Origin of the sequence: Mesorhizobium sp. C399B, assembly GCF_030323185.1 — a bacterium.
GTDB lineage: Bacteria > Pseudomonadota > Alphaproteobacteria > Rhizobiales > Rhizobiaceae > Mesorhizobium.
The window spans coordinates 3,959,735-3,974,487 of sequence record NZ_CP100472.1; the positions used below are offsets into that span (position 1 = coordinate 3,959,735).

General features: G+C 63.4%; 15 protein-coding genes. 4 read left to right on the forward strand and 11 right to left on the reverse strand.

Annotation, left to right across the window (positions count from 1 at the left end; translation table 11 throughout):
• Positions 1-68 precede the first annotated feature (68 nt).
• Positions 69-1,496 carry a gamma-aminobutyraldehyde dehydrogenase gene (locus tag NLY36_RS19000; RefSeq protein ID WP_023703526.1) on the forward strand — a complete coding sequence of 476 codons (1,428 nt, stop codon included), beginning with the start codon at positions 69-71 and terminating at the stop codon, positions 1,494-1,496.
• Positions 1,497-1,649: 153 nt separating this feature from the next.
• Positions 1,650-2,348 carry a DUF3592 domain-containing protein gene (locus tag NLY36_RS19005; protein ID WP_023732487.1) on the forward strand — a complete coding sequence of 233 codons (699 nt, stop codon included), beginning with the start codon at positions 1,650-1,652 and terminating at the stop codon, positions 2,346-2,348.
• 28 nt (positions 2,349-2,376) lie between these two features.
• On the opposite strand, the gene NLY36_RS19010 is transcribed toward NLY36_RS19005, so the two are convergent.
• From NLY36_RS19010 to NLY36_RS19060, 11 genes are all read right to left on the reverse strand, one after another.
• Positions 2,377-2,691, reverse strand: coding sequence for a hypothetical protein (locus NLY36_RS19010; RefSeq protein ID WP_023732486.1), 315 nt, complete (start codon positions 2,689-2,691; stop codon positions 2,377-2,379).
• A gap of 54 nt (positions 2,692-2,745) precedes the next feature.
• Positions 2,746-3,108: a nuclear transport factor 2 family protein gene (locus tag NLY36_RS19015; RefSeq protein WP_023688799.1), complete on the reverse strand. Its 363-nt coding sequence runs from the start codon at positions 3,106-3,108 to the stop codon at positions 2,746-2,748.
• A 76-nt stretch (positions 3,109-3,184) separates the two neighbouring features.
• On the reverse strand, positions 3,185-3,664 hold the full coding sequence (locus tag NLY36_RS19020; RefSeq protein ID WP_023688798.1) for a carboxymuconolactone decarboxylase family protein: 480 nt from the start codon (positions 3,662-3,664) through the stop codon (positions 3,185-3,187).
• Positions 3,665-3,774: 110 nt separating this feature from the next.
• Positions 3,775-5,328 (reverse strand): alpha/beta fold hydrolase, encoded by a 1,554-nt coding sequence (locus NLY36_RS19025; protein WP_023732485.1) that lies wholly within the window; start codon positions 5,326-5,328, stop codon positions 3,775-3,777.
• Between the two features lie 134 nt (positions 5,329-5,462).
• The gene (locus NLY36_RS19030; protein WP_023688796.1) at positions 5,463-5,777 is read right to left on the reverse strand and encodes a formate dehydrogenase subunit delta; all 315 of its coding nucleotides are present in this window, start codon (positions 5,775-5,777) and stop codon (positions 5,463-5,465) included.
• The gene (fdhD, locus tag NLY36_RS19035) at positions 5,767-6,594 is read right to left on the reverse strand and encodes a formate dehydrogenase accessory sulfurtransferase FdhD (protein WP_023698930.1); all 828 of its coding nucleotides are present in this window, start codon (positions 6,592-6,594) and stop codon (positions 5,767-5,769) included. Before fdhD ends, NLY36_RS19030 begins: the two co-directional genes overlap by 11 nt.
• Entirely contained in the window at positions 6,594-6,818 is a 225-nt protein-coding gene (locus tag NLY36_RS19040; protein ID WP_023688794.1) for a hypothetical protein, read from the reverse strand. The genes fdhD and NLY36_RS19040 overlap by 1 nt, the downstream gene beginning before the upstream one ends.
• A gap of 32 nt (positions 6,819-6,850) precedes the next feature.
• On the reverse strand, positions 6,851-9,763 hold the full coding sequence (fdhF, locus tag NLY36_RS19045; protein WP_023698931.1) for a formate dehydrogenase subunit alpha: 2,913 nt from the start codon (positions 9,761-9,763) through the stop codon (positions 6,851-6,853).
• 10 nt (positions 9,764-9,773) lie between these two features.
• Positions 9,774-11,330 carry a formate dehydrogenase beta subunit gene (locus NLY36_RS19050; protein WP_023736170.1) on the reverse strand — a complete coding sequence of 519 codons (1,557 nt, stop codon included), beginning with the start codon at positions 11,328-11,330 and terminating at the stop codon, positions 9,774-9,776.
• Positions 11,327-11,806, reverse strand: a complete 480-nt coding sequence (locus NLY36_RS19055) for a formate dehydrogenase subunit gamma (RefSeq protein ID WP_023736169.1) — start codon at positions 11,804-11,806, stop codon at positions 11,327-11,329. Before NLY36_RS19055 ends, NLY36_RS19050 begins: the two co-directional genes overlap by 4 nt.
• A gap of 193 nt (positions 11,807-11,999) precedes the next feature.
• Entirely contained in the window at positions 12,000-12,899 is a 900-nt protein-coding gene (locus tag NLY36_RS19060) for a LysR family transcriptional regulator (protein ID WP_023688790.1), read from the reverse strand.
• Positions 12,900-13,057: 158 nt separating this feature from the next.
• Here NLY36_RS19060 and NLY36_RS19065 point away from each other — a divergent pair, with 158 nt between their 5' ends.
• Complete coding sequence (locus NLY36_RS19065) at positions 13,058-13,699, forward strand: DUF47 domain-containing protein (protein WP_023736168.1); 642 nt, start codon at positions 13,058-13,060, stop codon at positions 13,697-13,699.
• 3 nt (positions 13,700-13,702) lie between these two features.
• Complete coding sequence (locus tag NLY36_RS19070) at positions 13,703-14,707, forward strand: inorganic phosphate transporter (protein WP_023688789.1); 1,005 nt, start codon at positions 13,703-13,705, stop codon at positions 14,705-14,707.
• Positions 14,708-14,753 lie beyond the last annotated feature (46 nt).

Genomic DNA, 14,753 nt, shown 5'->3' on the forward strand with positions numbered 1-14,753 from the left:
GAGATTGCACGACCAGCCCTATTCGCTACTCGCTATTCGCTACTCGCTCCTGACCAAGGAGAACCCGCATGGACACCCAGATGCTGATCGGCTCGAAGTTCGAGAACGGCACCGACACCGAGGAGCCGATTCTGAATCCAAAGACCGGGGCGACCATTCTCAACCTGCCTGAAGCCAGCCAGGCGCAGATCGAGGCGGCTGTTACTGCCGCCGGGCGAGCGTTCGTCTTGTGGTCACGCACAACGCCGGCGCAGCGCTCCGGCTATCTCCTCAAGATCGCCGACCGCATCGAGGCCAACGCGCGGGAGTTCGCGGCGCTCGAGGCGCTGAATTGCGGCAAGCCGATCAACGCCGTGCTCAATGACGAAATCCCGGCGATCGTCGACTGCTATCGCTTCTTTGCCGGCGCGGTACGTTCGATGCCGGGCGTGGTCGCCGGCGAATATCTGCCCGGCCACACCTCGATGGTGCGGCGCGACCCGATCGGCATCGTCGCTTCCATCGCGCCGTGGAACTATCCACTGATGATGATGGCCTGGAAGCTGGCGCCGGCCATTGCCGGCGGCAACACCGTCGTCTTCAAGCCGTCGGAGCAGACGCCGCTGACGGCGCTGAAGCTGGCCAGGATCCTGGCCGAGGTTCTGCCCGAGGGCGTCGTCAATGTCGTGCTCGGCCGCGGCGACAGCGTCGGCAACACGCTGATCAATCACGCCAAGGTCAACATGATTTCGATCACCGGCGACGTCGCCACGGGCAAGAAGGTGCTGCAGGCCGCCGCCAAGTCGGTCAAGCGCACGCATCTGGAACTCGGCGGCAAGGCGCCGGTCATCGTTTTCGACGACGCCGACCTCGGCGCCGTGGTCAACGGCCTGCGCGCTTTCGGCTACTACAATGCCGGGCAGGATTGTACAGCCGCCTGCCGCATCTATGCCGGCAAGAAGATCTACGACAAGCTCGTCGCCGATCTCTCATCTGCCGTCTCGACCATCAAATACAACCAGCCCGACGACACCGAAAACGAGATCGGGCCGCTGATCTCGCGCCGCCAGCGCGATCGAGTCTCGAGCTTCGTCGAGCGCGCTTCGGAACTGAAGCACATCGAGATCACCACCGGCGGCAAGCCGGGCGAAGGCTCCGGCTTCTATTACCAGCCGACGGTGGTTGCCGGCGCGCTGCAGGAAGACGAGATCGTGCGCCGCGAAGTGTTCGGTCCGGTCGTCTCCATCACCCGCTTCTCCGAAGTCGATGAAGCCGTGAACTGGGCCAATGACAGCGACTACGGCCTGGCATCCTCGGTGTGGACCAAGAACGTCTCGCGCGCCATGGCGACGGCCGCCCGTCTGCAATATGGCTGCACCTGGATCAACACCCATTTCATGCTGACCAACGAGATGCCGCATGGCGGGCTGAAGCAGTCCGGCTACGGCAAGGACATGTCTCTCTATGCGCTGGAGGATTATACCGCCGTTCGTCATGTGATGGTGGCGCATGGGTAGAGGCCGCCACTATCTCTAAAATATTCGCCACCGCGTTTTCTGTATATTAAGCGTGAGTAACCTTTGCGGTACGGCGGGAGTTCACGATTTACTGAATATTCAACCTGAACGAGCAGCCTCTTGCCGGGAAACCGCGCGGCGAGGGGTTTGCGCATGAACACGACCAAGATCAAGCTGGTACTCATTGGCGGCTTCTGTCTGCTGATCGCTGTGTTCGGCGGCAAGGACATGATCAAGAAGAGCGGCTGGCCCGAGGCGCCTGCTGAAATCCTCGCGGTCAATGTCGAATGCGACATGGAATCGACCGCCCACAAGATTGTCTACAAGACCGTCAGCACCGCCACGATCCCGTGCGAACTGGTGGATGCGTTCAAGACGGTCCATGCTGACAAAGAGTGGAAGGTGACCCAGAAATTCACCGGCACCTTGCGCGTCGGCACCGGCGCCGACGCCGTCGAGGCCACGATGGAGCTGAACAAGAACGGTGCCCGCGAACCGCAGGTCGGCGACAAGCTCACCGTCGTCCAGAACCCCGCCAACCCTACCCAGATCGAACACACCGGCATGACCGGCACGCGTTTGACGATCGTCATTGGGGCTGGACTGCTCGGCGCGTTGCTTCTCTATCTTGCTTTCAAACCCCGCCGGCGGATGTCGAGCTCCGCCGTGGCGGGCAACCCTGCCGGAGATGCCGGCGCGGACCAGCGCGCGCGCCAGGCCGACGCCTTGATAGCGGCGGCCCTGGCCAAGCAGGCCACATTGCCCAATCAGCCGGCACGTGTCGCGGCTGCCGGATTGGCCAGGGAAGGGCGGTTTCCCGGGCAGCGGACGAGTTTCGGCCGCCGCAACTGATGGCCGAAAACTGCTGCACCTGCCACGGCTACTCCACGATGCGATAGATGTTCCAAAGGCTGGTGCCCGACACGACGTAGGGCTCCATCTCCTTGCCCCATTTTGCGTGCGCGTCGATCTTGCCGATCTTGGCGAAGAATCCCTCCAACTGGGCAAGGCTTTCGACCTGATGATGCGATTCGACCGTCGCTTCCCGGGCGCCGATCGAACCGGTCATGATCTGGAATTTGAGGTCGGCGATGCCGACCTGAGAGCCGATCTCGCGTTCCCATTTCTTGAGCAGTTCGAGCACGGTCTGCTTGTGTCCGAACTTGGCGTCGATCTGCCATCTGGCGCTGAACATTTTTGTCTCCTCCAGTTATGCGGCCCCAAACCGCGGTTGATCTTTCGCGGTGACCTACTCGTCCCAGGCTTGCACGACGGTCTGTCGCGCAATCCGCCCATTCTTCAGCTCCAGCATCGCCGCGCAGAACACTTTCGTTCCGTCCGGATAGGCGCAGGCCTGGGTGAAGGCGAGATTGTCGCCATCGGCGATGGTGGTGTCGACCTTGTGGGTCATCGCCCGGCTGCAGATGTCGTCCCAGAACGTGCTGATCGCCGCCCGGCCGCGGATCTCGCGCGGCTTGCTCGGCGGATTGTTGCGGTCGATCACCCGCACCAGCGCGTCGTCGGCATAGAAGCTCGCCAGCATCCTGCCGTCCCGTCCTTCGATCGCTTTCTTGATCGCCGCGCCGTCCACGCTTTGCGTCTTTGTCAGCATTTCTTCCTCCATGGCCCGTCGATCGGGCGGTTGATGATCAAGCACTGCCCGGCGCGCACCGCCGGGCGTTTGTCTTTCACTGCGACTTGGCTTTGACGGCTGCGAACACGCCGTCGGTCTGTTGTTTGAAGGTCGCGAAGTCGACCTGGCTGCCGTTGAGCATCGTCGACCAGTGGCGCACGATGGCCGCCATCGCGATCGCTTCCTTGATCTCCTCATCGGTCGCGCCATTGAGCTTGGCGGCCTCGGTGTGGAAATAGATGCAGTACTGGCAGGGGATCTGCGAGGCGACGGCCAGCCCCAGCAGTTCCTTGGTCTTGCCGTCGAGCGCGGTCTTGGGGTTGAGCTGCACACCCTTGATCTCGGCCCAGGCGCCGGCAACCGCGACATCGGGCAGCGTCTTGAACATGTCCGGCACTGAGCCGAGCGTCGCCTCGATGTCCTTGTAGGCGGCGGCCGCCGAGGCATCCTCGGCTCTGGCGGGAGCGATCGTGAACAGCGCGCCAACGCCTGCCGCTATCACCAGCGATTTGATCGACCTGTTTGACTTCAGCATTGCATCCTCCATCCGCAGTGCCTTTCCCGGCGACATCCGCCTGGCCTGCATGGAGAGAATTGGTACGCCTCGACCCCACCTGGCCGCTTCGCCCGAAAGCGCCATGGTCCCTATGGCCCGTCCGGGCCAGCCTGCCTGGCGGAAAATGCCGCTGCCGCCGCCCGTGACGGCAAATCGAGCTTCAGCAATATGTTGGCGACATGACGCTTGACCGTATGCTCGCTGAGCCTCAGCTCGGCGGCGATCGCGGCATTGCTCTTGCCGTCGGCGATCAGGATCACCACCTCGCTTTCGCGCGCCGTCAGTTGAGCCGGCTCGGCGGGTTTCGCCTTGGGGCGGCAGGCCGGCTCCAGGTGCTGTTCCGACGTTGCCTGGACCAGCGCCAGCGGCTCGTCCAGCTCATCCACCGTGACACGCCCGGCATCGATGAAATGCAGGCCGGACCCCGCCGCCAGATCGGCGGCCAGCCGCGACGCCAGAATATCGCCGCGCCCGGCATGGGCGGCGATCTGCATCGTCACCCGTGCCATCAGCCCCACCGGCGGCCCGCGCATTTCGACCTCTCCGACATGGGCGCCCTGGGCGCTTGCAATGCCCATATGTTGCGCCGCATCGCGCAGTGCCGCCGCGCAGCGTATGGCCCGCGCCGGCCCGTCGAAGCGCGAGATCATCAATTCGCCATGGATGCCGGCGACGCGTCCGCCATGACGGCCGACCAGCTGCTGCCAGCTCTCCTGGAAGCGCTCGCTACGTTCGCTCCACATGCGGTCGCCAACCCGCGCCGTGTCGTAGATGCGTGTCGCCAGAAGAGCGGCAAGCACGCGCTCCGCTTCGGCCACGGCACGCTCGCCGGTCAGGAATTCCTCGATCAGGTCGGCCACCCGGTCGACATCGCCGGTCCAGATCGGGTGGTCGCGCCCGGGGACCTCGACCAATCGCGCATTGGCGATCTCTTTCGCCAGGAAGCGGCTGGCGTCCGGGTCGACCCGCGCGTCGTTGCGGCGATGAATGAGCAGTGTCGGTGCGCCGATCGCCGAAAGCACGCCGCGCACATCGATTCCGGCATTCATCCGGGCAAGGGCTGCCGCTGCCGTCGGACTGGCCGACAGCCGCTCGAAGCGGCCCCACCACTGGGTGAAATGCGCATCATCTACCCGGCCGGGAGCGAAGTTGGGCAGTGTGGCGCCCGTGCCCCATTCCGTGCCGGCCGTCGCGATGAAGGCCTCGAGGCGCTCCGGCGACATCACCCATTTGTGGAAATGCGCATAACCGCCATAGAGCGCCAGCGCTCGTGTCCGTTCCGGATAGGTGGCGGCAAACAACATTGCCATCGGCGCGCCTTCCGAAGCGCCGAGCAAGGCCGCGCGGCCGCTGCCGGTGGCATCCATCACCGCGCGCACATCGTCCATGCGGGTTTCAAGGCTGGGCAGGTGGCGTGGGTCGACGCGGTCGGACAGGCCGGTGCCGCGCTTGTCGAACAGGATCAGCCGCGAGAACGCCGAGAGCCGTTTCAAGAGCCTGGCGTAGCCCTCGTCTTCCCAATGCAGGTCGAGATTGGAGATGAAGCCGGGCACGAAAACCAGGTCGAACGATCCCTGGCCGACCACCTGATAGGCGATCCGCACGTCGCCGCTGAGGGCATATCGCGTCTCGATCGGCCTCACGTTGCTATCCCGCCCGGCCAGACGATTTCTGATCGCCGACCATAGCAGACGCCTGGCGGATGCGGCAGCCAAACTTTAGAAGACAGGAATATAGCCCGCGGCGAACCGTGTTCGCCCGCCATTTCTGGGGGAGGCTATTTCTGGGGAGCGGCGCTCTCTGCACCCGTGGGTTGGACGTAGCCGATGCTCACATCGGCCTGCTCCTCGGTCTTCGGCCGCTTGATCCTGGCCGAGGCCACGACGACGAGTTCGTCAAAACCTTCGCCGCCACTGTCCAGCATCTCGAAGAACTGCCGGCGCATCCTGGGCTCCCAGAACTTGTTGATGTGCTCGGCCACGCCCGCCACACCTTCCTCGCGGGGCCTTGAATGGAAGAAGGCGGCGATCTGGTTGGCCATGCGCACCAGCTTTTCCCCGGTGCTCGTGATGTGTTCTTCGTCATGCGACATGCTGGGCAACTCCCAAGACCACCCGTTCCGGGTGGGTGAAAACATCGAAATCGTCGCCGCGCACCAGCGCCACCAGCGTCATGCCGGCCTCTTCGGCGGTGCGGATGGCAAGGGCTGTCGGCGCCGACACGGCGATGATGAAGGCGGAGCCGATCGCCGCCGTTTTCTGCACCATCTCCACTGAGACGCGTGATGTCACCACCACCGCGCCCGATGCACCGTCAATGCCGGCCTTGGCCAGCGCGCCGGCCAGTTTGTCCAGCGCATTGTGCCGGCCGACATCCTCGCGCGCCATGACGATGCCTTTGCCGGGAATGTAGAAGCCCGCTGCATGCACGGCGCCGGTTTCTGAATGCAGAGGCTGCACCTTGGACAAAAGCTTTACCGAACGGGTGATGTCGTCGGCTTCAAGCGTAAGCTTGGACGCACCAACCTTATCGACCGAGCGCATCGCTTCCTCGATGGATTCGATGCCGCACAGCCCACAGCCGACCGGGCCGGCGAGCCGCCGCCGCCGCGCCTCGAAGCGCGTATTGGCCTGGTCCTTCAGCCGGATCTGGATATCGATGCCGGCGCCATGGTCCTCGACCTCGATCGCCTCGATCTCGTCAGGCAAACCGATGATGCCTTCGGTCAGCGAGAAGCCGAGCGCGAAATCCTCGAAGTCGGCCGGGCTCGCCATCATCACCGCATGGGTGGTGCCGGCAAACGAGAACGCCACCGGCGTCTCCTCCGGCACCATGCGGTTGGCCGCCGCGGTGCCACTTGCACGGTGGGCGAGGCGAGAGATCTGGCTGATTGGCTGGCGGGAGCGCATCAGGGTCCCTTCATCCAATCCGGTGTCAGTTCCGGAACATCGCGCGCGATGGATTCATAGGCCTTATGATGCCCGTAGCCCATTATGTACGCGACAATGCGGCGAAGGTTGTTGAAATCCTCCTCGGAAGCATGTCCCTGGATATCGAACAAAAACTGGTTCAGGTCGGCGCCTTGCTTCTCACATAGGCGCAGAAGCGTTTCGTAGGCTTCCTTTTGAGTCACTCTTGTTTCCTCCGGCGGCGAGTCTACCCAGACTACTCCGCCGCCTGTAGCGGAGCGATGCGGCGGCTCTGCTCGGCCTGCTCGTTATAGTCGCGCTGCCAGTCCGAAGGTCCGTTCGACGCGCCGACCTGCACTGCGGTCACCTTGTACTCCGGACAATTGGTCGCCCAGTCGGAGAAGTCGGTGGTGATGACGTTGGCCTGCGTGTCCGGATGGTGGAAGGTGGTGTAGACCACGCCCGGCGACACCCGGTCGGTGATCAGCGCACGCAGCGTCGTCTCGCCCGAACGGCTGGTCAGCCGCACCCAGTCGCCATCGCGCAGGCCGCGGTTCTCGGCGTCGTGCGGATGGATCTCCAACCGATCTTCCGAGTGCCACATGACGTTTTCGGTGCGCCTTGTCTGTGCACCGACATTGTACTGGCTGAGAATGCGGCCGGTGGTCAGCAGCAACGGGAAACGCGGCCCGGTCCGCTCGTCGGTCGCGACATATTCAGTGCGGATGAACTTGCCCTTGCCACGCACGAAGCCATCCATATGCATGATCGGTGTGCCGAGCGGCGCCTTCTCGTTGCAGGGCCATTGCACGGATCCGACACGGTCGAGCAGCTCGAAGGACACGCCGGCGAAGCTCGGCGTCGTTTTTGCAACCTCGTCCATGATCTCGGAGGGATGCTGATAGTTCCAGTCCAGCCCGATCGCACGGGCAAGCTCCTGTGTCGCTTCCCAGTCGGCGTAGCGCGCCTTCGGCTCCAGAACCTTGCGCACCATGTTGATGCGGCGCTCGGCATTGGTGAAAGTGCCGTCCTTCTCCAGGAAGGTCGAGCCCGGCAGGAAGACATGCGCGTAGTTGGCGGTCTCGTTGAGGAACAGGTCGTGCACGACCACGCATTCCATCGCCGCCAGGCCGGCCGCGACATGCTTGGTATCAGGGTCCGACTGCAGGATGTCCTCGCCCTGGATGTAGATGCCCTTGAAGGAGCCGTCGACGGCGGCATCCAGCATGTTGGGGATGCGCAGGCCCGGTTCGTCGTCGAGCTTCACCCCCCACAACGTCTCATAGATGTCGCGCACCGCCTCGCCGGAGATGTGGCGGTAGCCCGGCAGTTCATGCGGGAACGAGCCCATGTCGCAGGAACCCTGCACGTTGTTCTGGCCGCGCAGCGGGTTCACGCCGACGCCGGGACGGCCGATATTGCCCGTCGCCATGGCAAGGTTGGCGATAGCCATAACCGTGGTCGAACCCTGGCTGTGTTCGGTGACGCCAAGGCCATAATAAATCGCGCCATTGCCGCCCTTGGCATAGAGCCGCGCAGCACCTCGGATCAGTTCGGGATCGACGCCGGACAGCTTGCCCACGATTTCGGGGTTGTTTTCCGGCAAGGCGACGAAAGAAGCCCAATCCTGGAACTCCGCCCAGTCGCAGCGATCGCGGATGAAGGCTTCGTCGAAAAGCCCTTCGGTAACGATGACATGCGCCAGCGCCGTCAGCACCGCCACGTTGGTGCCCGGCTTCAGCGGCAGGTGATAGTCGGCCTCAATATGCGCCGACTTGACCATTTCGGTTCGGCGCGGATCGAGCACGATCAGCTTGGCGCCCTGGCGCAGCCGCTTCTTCAGCCGCGAGGCGAACACCGGGTGCGCGGAAGCCGGATTGGCGCCGATGATGACGGCGACGTCGGTGAAATCGACGGAATCGAAATCCTGCGTGCCGGCCGAGGTGCCATAGGTCTGGCCGAGGCCGTAGCCGGTCGGCGAGTGGCAGACGCGCGCGCAAGTGTCGACATTGTTGTTGCGGAAGCCTTGGCGCACCAGCTTCTGGACGAGATAGGTCTCTTCATTCGTGCAGCGCGAGGACGTGATACCGCCGATCGAGGTGCGGCCGTATTGATACTGGATACGGCGGAATTCCTTGGCCGTATGGGCGATGGCCTCTTCCCAACTCACCTCGCGCCATGGATCGCTGACCTTTTCCCGGATCATAGGCGACAGGATGCGGTCCTTGTGGGTGGCATAGCCATAGGCGAAACGGCCCTTCACGCAGGAGTGGCCGTGGTTCGCCTTGCCGTCCTTGTAGGGCATCATGCGAATGACTTCGTCGTCCTTCACTTCGGCCTTGAACGAGCAGCCGACGCCGCAATAGGCGCAGGTGGTGACAGCGGAACGCTCGGGCATGCCTTTCTCAAGCACGGTCTTTTCACGCAGCGCATCGGTCGGACAGGCCTGCACGCAGGCGCCGCAGGACACGCATTCGGAGGCGATGAAATCCTCGTGCATGCCGGCGACCATGCGCGATTCGAAACCGCGGCCCTCGATCGTCAGCGCGAAGGTGCCCTGCACCTCCTCGCAGGCCCGCACGCAGCGCGAGCAGACGATACATTGCGCCGGATCATAGGTGAAATAGGGGTTGGACTCGTCGCGGGCGATGTAGTCGACCGCCAGCGAGCCATGGCCGGGCGCGACGCCGTTTTCCTGCTTGACGTGGTTGCGGCCCTCAATGCCGAAGCGGTTCTCGGTCAGGCCGACCGATTTCGCCACAACGTCGAACTCGCTGGCGCCGGTGCCGGCCTTCTCGTTCCAGCCGGTCGGGTGGTCGGAGACGTAAAGCTCCATGACACCGCGGCGGATGGCGTCGAGCCGCTCGGATTGCGTGCGCACCACCATGCCTTCGCCGACGGGGGTCGTGCAGGATGCCGGCGTGCCGCCGCGCCCGTCGATCTCGACCAGGCAGACGCGGCAGGAGCCGAACGAGTCCAGCATGTCCGTGGCGCAGAGTTTTGGGATCTCGACCCCGCCTTCCATCGCCGCGCGCATGATCGACGTACCCTCCGGCACGCTGATGCTGCGGCCGTCGACGATCAGCGTAACCTGCTTTTGCGCCTTCGATTCCGGGGTTCCGTAATCGAGTTCTTCGATGAGTGTCGGGAAGTCGGCCTTGATATTCATCTGCCAGCTCCTATTCAGCAGCCACGCGCGCCGGCGCGGGCTTGAAATCTTCGGGGAAATGGGTGATCGAGCTCATCACCGGATAGGGCGTGAAGCCGCCCAGCGCGCAGAGCGATCCGAACTTCATCGTGTTGCAGAGATCGGTGACCAGTGCCAGGTTCTTCTCCGGCTCGATGCCGGCGGCAAGCCGGTCGATGGTCTCCACCCCGCGTATCGAGCCGATGCGGCAGGGCGTGCACTTGCCGCAGCTTTCGATGGCGCAGAACTCCATGGCAAAGCGCGCCTGCTTCAGCATGTCGGCCGTGTCGTCGAACACGGTGATGCCGGCATGGCCGATCAGCCCGTCGCGCTTCGCGAACTCTTCGTAGTCGAACGGCGTGTCGAACAGGCCGCGCGGGAAATAGGCGCCGAGCGGGCCGCCGACCTGCACCGCCTTCACCGGGCGACCTGTGGCCGTACCGCCGCCGATATCGTCGACGATCTCGCCCAGCGTCATGCCGAACGCCGCCTCGAACAGGCCGCCGAACTTGACGTTGCCGGCGATCTGTATCGGGATCGTGCCGCGCGAGCGGCCCATGCCGAAATCCTTGTAGAAGGCAGCACCCTGGTCCATGATGATGGGCACGGAGGCTAGGCTGATGACGTTGTTGATCACCGTCGGCTTGCCGAACAGACCCTGGATTGCCGGCAGCGGTGGCTTGGCGCGCACCACGCCGCGCTTGCCTTCAAGGCTGTTCAGCAGCGACGTTTCCTCGCCGCAGACATAGGCGCCGGCGCCGACGCGGATTTCCATGTCGAAGGCGTTGGGCGAACCCAGCACGCTGACGCCGAGCACGCCTGCCTTGCGGGCGACCTCGACAGCCTTGTTCATGACAGCCACCGCATGCGGATATTCCGAGCGGATATAGACGAACCCCTTGGTCGCGCCGGTGGCGATGCCGGCAATCGTCATGCCTTCGATGAGCACGAAGGGGTCGCCCTCCATAATCATGCGGTCGGCAAAGGTGGCGCTGTCGCCCTCGTCGGCATTGCAGACGATGTATTTGCGGTCAGATGTCGTATCGAGCACCGTCTTCCACTTGATGCCGGTCGGGAAGCCGGCGCCGCCTCGGCCGCGCAAGCCCGATTCCGTGACCTGTTTGACGATGTCGAGCGGCGCCATGGCCACCGCGTTCTGCAGGCCCTTGAGCCCGCCCAGTGACTTGTAGGCATCGAGCGATAGCGGGTCGTTGATGCCGCAACGCGCAAAGGTCAGGCGCGTCTGCTTGGCCAGGAACGGGATTTTGTCGGGCGCGCCCAGCCAGCGCTTGTGATGCCCGCCGGTGAGAAAGCCGCTGTCGAACAGGCTCTTGACGTCCGATGGCTTGACCGGCCCGTAAGCGACGCGGCCCTTTTCGGTCGCGACCTCGACCATCGGTTCGAGGAAATAGGCGCCGCGCGAGCCGTTGCGGACGATCTTGGCCTCGACGCCCCGTTCAGCCAGTTCCGCACGAACAGCCTTGGCGACCTTTTCGGCGCCGAGCGCCAGCGCGCCGGAGTCACCTGGAATGTAGATGCGCGGGATCATGAGCGTACCTCCCCGACGATCTCTTCGATCTTCTCGTCATCGAGCCGCCCGATCACCTCACCATCCAGCATCGCCGACGGTGAACAGGCGCACAGCCCGAGGCAATAGACAGGCTCAAGTGTAACCGATCCGTCGCGGGTGGTCTCATGGAAATCGATGCCCAACAACTGCTTGACCTTTGCGGCGATCGCATCCGAACCCATCGACTGGCAGGCTTCCGCCTGGCAGAGCTTGAGCACATGCCGGCCGGCCGGCCGGGCACGGAAATCATGATAGAAGGTCACAACGCCATGCACTTCGGCCCTCGACAGGTTCAGCCCATCGGCGATGACGGGCACGGCGTCCTGCGGCACGTGGCCAAATTCGTCCTGGATCTCGTGCAGGATCGGCAGCAGCGGGCCTTCGAGGCCCTTCAACTCCTGGATGATCGCCGCCGTGCGCGACTGTATCTCGGTACTTGCTGGCTGCATCGTCACGCAGCGCCCTCCCTATCGTAGCGATCGATGCATATATCGTCCAAAAGCATGACGCGGTTTTGGAACAACGACATGCCTACGCCGCTTAATCGCTAAGTGCTTAAGAAATCAGAGAAAACCCCTGAAATCAATAAAGCGGTTTCGTTGCACGATAGAAAATTTCTATCGCGCCGATTGATCAGTTATGACTAGCTCAGCGATTGGCGCGGAAATCGTCTGCCAGCGCCATCGCCTCGTCCAGCAGCGCCTGCACCAGCGGCGTGTGCGGTTCGCGCGGCGCGGCGACCAGCCCGACCGTGTGGCTGGCATCCGGTTCGACGATCGGAATGGCCCGGATCGGCTCGGAAAAACCGAATGTTTCCGCCAGGTTGAGCGGCATGATCGACGACCATTTGCCTGTCCGTATGTGGGAGAACAGCACGATCATCGAGTTGGATTCCAGTGTCGGCCGCACCTGCACGCCGGCCTCGGCCAGATGCTGGTCGATGATGCGGCGGTTCTGCATGTCCGGCGTCAACAAGCAGAGCGGCAGCTGGCTGATTTCGGCCCATGTCACTTTGTCGCGATCCGAATAGGGATTTCCGACCGCCGTGATCAGCTGGTAGCGCTCGTCATAGAGCGGCACGCTGGTCACCCGTCCGAGAGGCTCGTTGTCGAGATAGGTGATGCCGGCATCGACGTCGAAATTGCCGAGCAGCGACAACACCTCGATCGAGGTGCGCGACAGGATAGAGAAGGTGACGCCCGGATGCTTCTCGCGAAATGGCGTCGTCAGCCGCGCCACCATGGCGAGGGCGGTTGGGATGGCGGCAATACGGATACGCCCGGACAGGCCATGTCGCGCCGCCCGCATCTCTTCGCGCATGGTCCTGGAATCGCCGACGATGCGACGCGCCCACACCAGCACCTGCTTGCCTTCCGGCGTCAGCCCCTGAAAGCGCGAACCGCGATTGACCAGCATGACGCCGAGCTGGCCCTCCAGCTGCTTGATCCCGGCCGACAAGGTCGGCTGCGTGACGCCGCACGCTTCCGCCGCCCGGCCGAAATGCTCCTCCTTGGCCAGCGCGATGAAGAATTCGAGCTTGTCGATCATCCCATCCGTCCGTTCGTTGCGCGCAAGGTCGGGGAAATTGCCTTTCGCCGCAAGCTCTACCCGCAATTGGCCATGCATCCACATCTTTGGGCCGGCTGGCTGTTTCCCCCGGCCGAACACGGCGCTATGTGGTTGGATGGAATACGAGGAGATCGGACATGCTGGGCTGGTTCCGCAAGCTTTTGCCGCGCGAAGATCGCTTCTTCGACCTCTTTGAACGGCATTCCCGCACCGTGGTCGGCGGCGCCGAGGCGCTGGAGCAGCTTCTGCAGGGCAAGGACATCGATCGCTGGTGCCAGAAGATCATCGATCTCGAGGACGAGGCCGATCATATCACGGCCGAAGTCCTGCTGGCGGTGCGGCGTTCCTTCATCACGCCTTTCGATCGCGGCGACATCAAGGACCTGATCCAGTCAATGGATGACGCCATCGACATGATGCAAAAGACCGTCAAGACGGTGAAGCTGTTCGAAAAGAAGGAATTCGACCCGCTGATGCAGGAGATGGGCGGCGTCATCGTTGCCGCCTCCAGGCTGGTTGCCGAAGCGATCCCGCTGCTCAGCAAGGTCGGCACGCACACGGTACGCCTCAACGCCATCGCCGAAGAGGTCATGCGCGTCGAAAGCCGCGCCGACGATCTGCATGAGCAGGGATTGAAGGACCTGTTCAAGCGGCATGGCCGCAGCGATCCGATGGCCTACCTGATCGGCTCGGAGATCTACGGCCAGCTGGAGAAGGTGGTCGACCGCTTTGAGGACGTCGCCAACGAGATCAGCGGCATCGTCATCGAGAACGTTTAGGCAATGGAAGCCACCATCGCCTTTCCCGTGCTGATCGGCCTTGTCGCCGTCGCGCTGTTTTTCGATTTTCTCAACGGCCTGCACGATGCGGCGAACTCCATCGCCACCATCGTCTCCACCCGCGTGCTGAGACCGCAATATGCGGTCCTGTGGGCGGCTTTCTTCAATTTCATCGCCTTCATGTTCTTCGGCCTTCACGTGGCTGAAACCGTGGGAAAAGGTATCGTCGACGTCAGCATCGTCACGCCGGCGGTGATCTTCTCGGCGCTCGTCGGCGCCATCGTCTGGAACATCGTCACCTGGATTGCCGGCATCCCGTCCAGCAGTTCGCATGCCCTGATCGGCGGGCTCGTCGGCGCCGGCGTTGCAAAGGCTGGGCCCGGCGCCATCGTCTGGACCGGGCTTGGCAAGACGGTCGCCGCAATCGTCGTGTCGCCGGCGACAGGGTTTGTTCTGGCGCTGGTCCTGATCCTGGCCGTTTCCTGGCTGTTCGTGCGCCAGACACCGTTCGCCGTCGACAGCACTTTCCGCGTCATGCAGTTCTTTTCGGCCTCGCTTTATTCGCTAGGGCACGGCGGCAACGACGCCCAGAAAACCATGGGCATCATCGCCGTGCTGCTCTATTCGCAAGGTATGCTCGGCGGGACGTTCTACGTGCCGCTGTGGGTCGTCCTCACCTGTCAGACAGCACTGGCGCTCGGCACTTTGTTCGGCGGCTGGCGCATCGTCCACACGATGGGCTCGAAGATCACCCGGTTGAACCCGATGCAGGGCTTCTGCGCCGAGACCGGCGGCGCCATCACCCTGTTTGCCGCCACCTGGCTTGGCGTTCCCGTGTCGACCACCCATACGATCACCGGGGCCATCATCGGTGTCGGCGCTGCCCGTCGCGTCTCGGCCGTGCGCTGGGGCATTGCCGGCAACATCGTCATCGCCTGGATCGTCACCTTGCCGGCCACGGCTGCAATTTCGGCGCTCACCTACCTTGCGGTTGGCCTGGCAAGGTGAGGCGGACACTGTGGTGCTTGGAGTCGCTGCCAATCTGCACTATCTG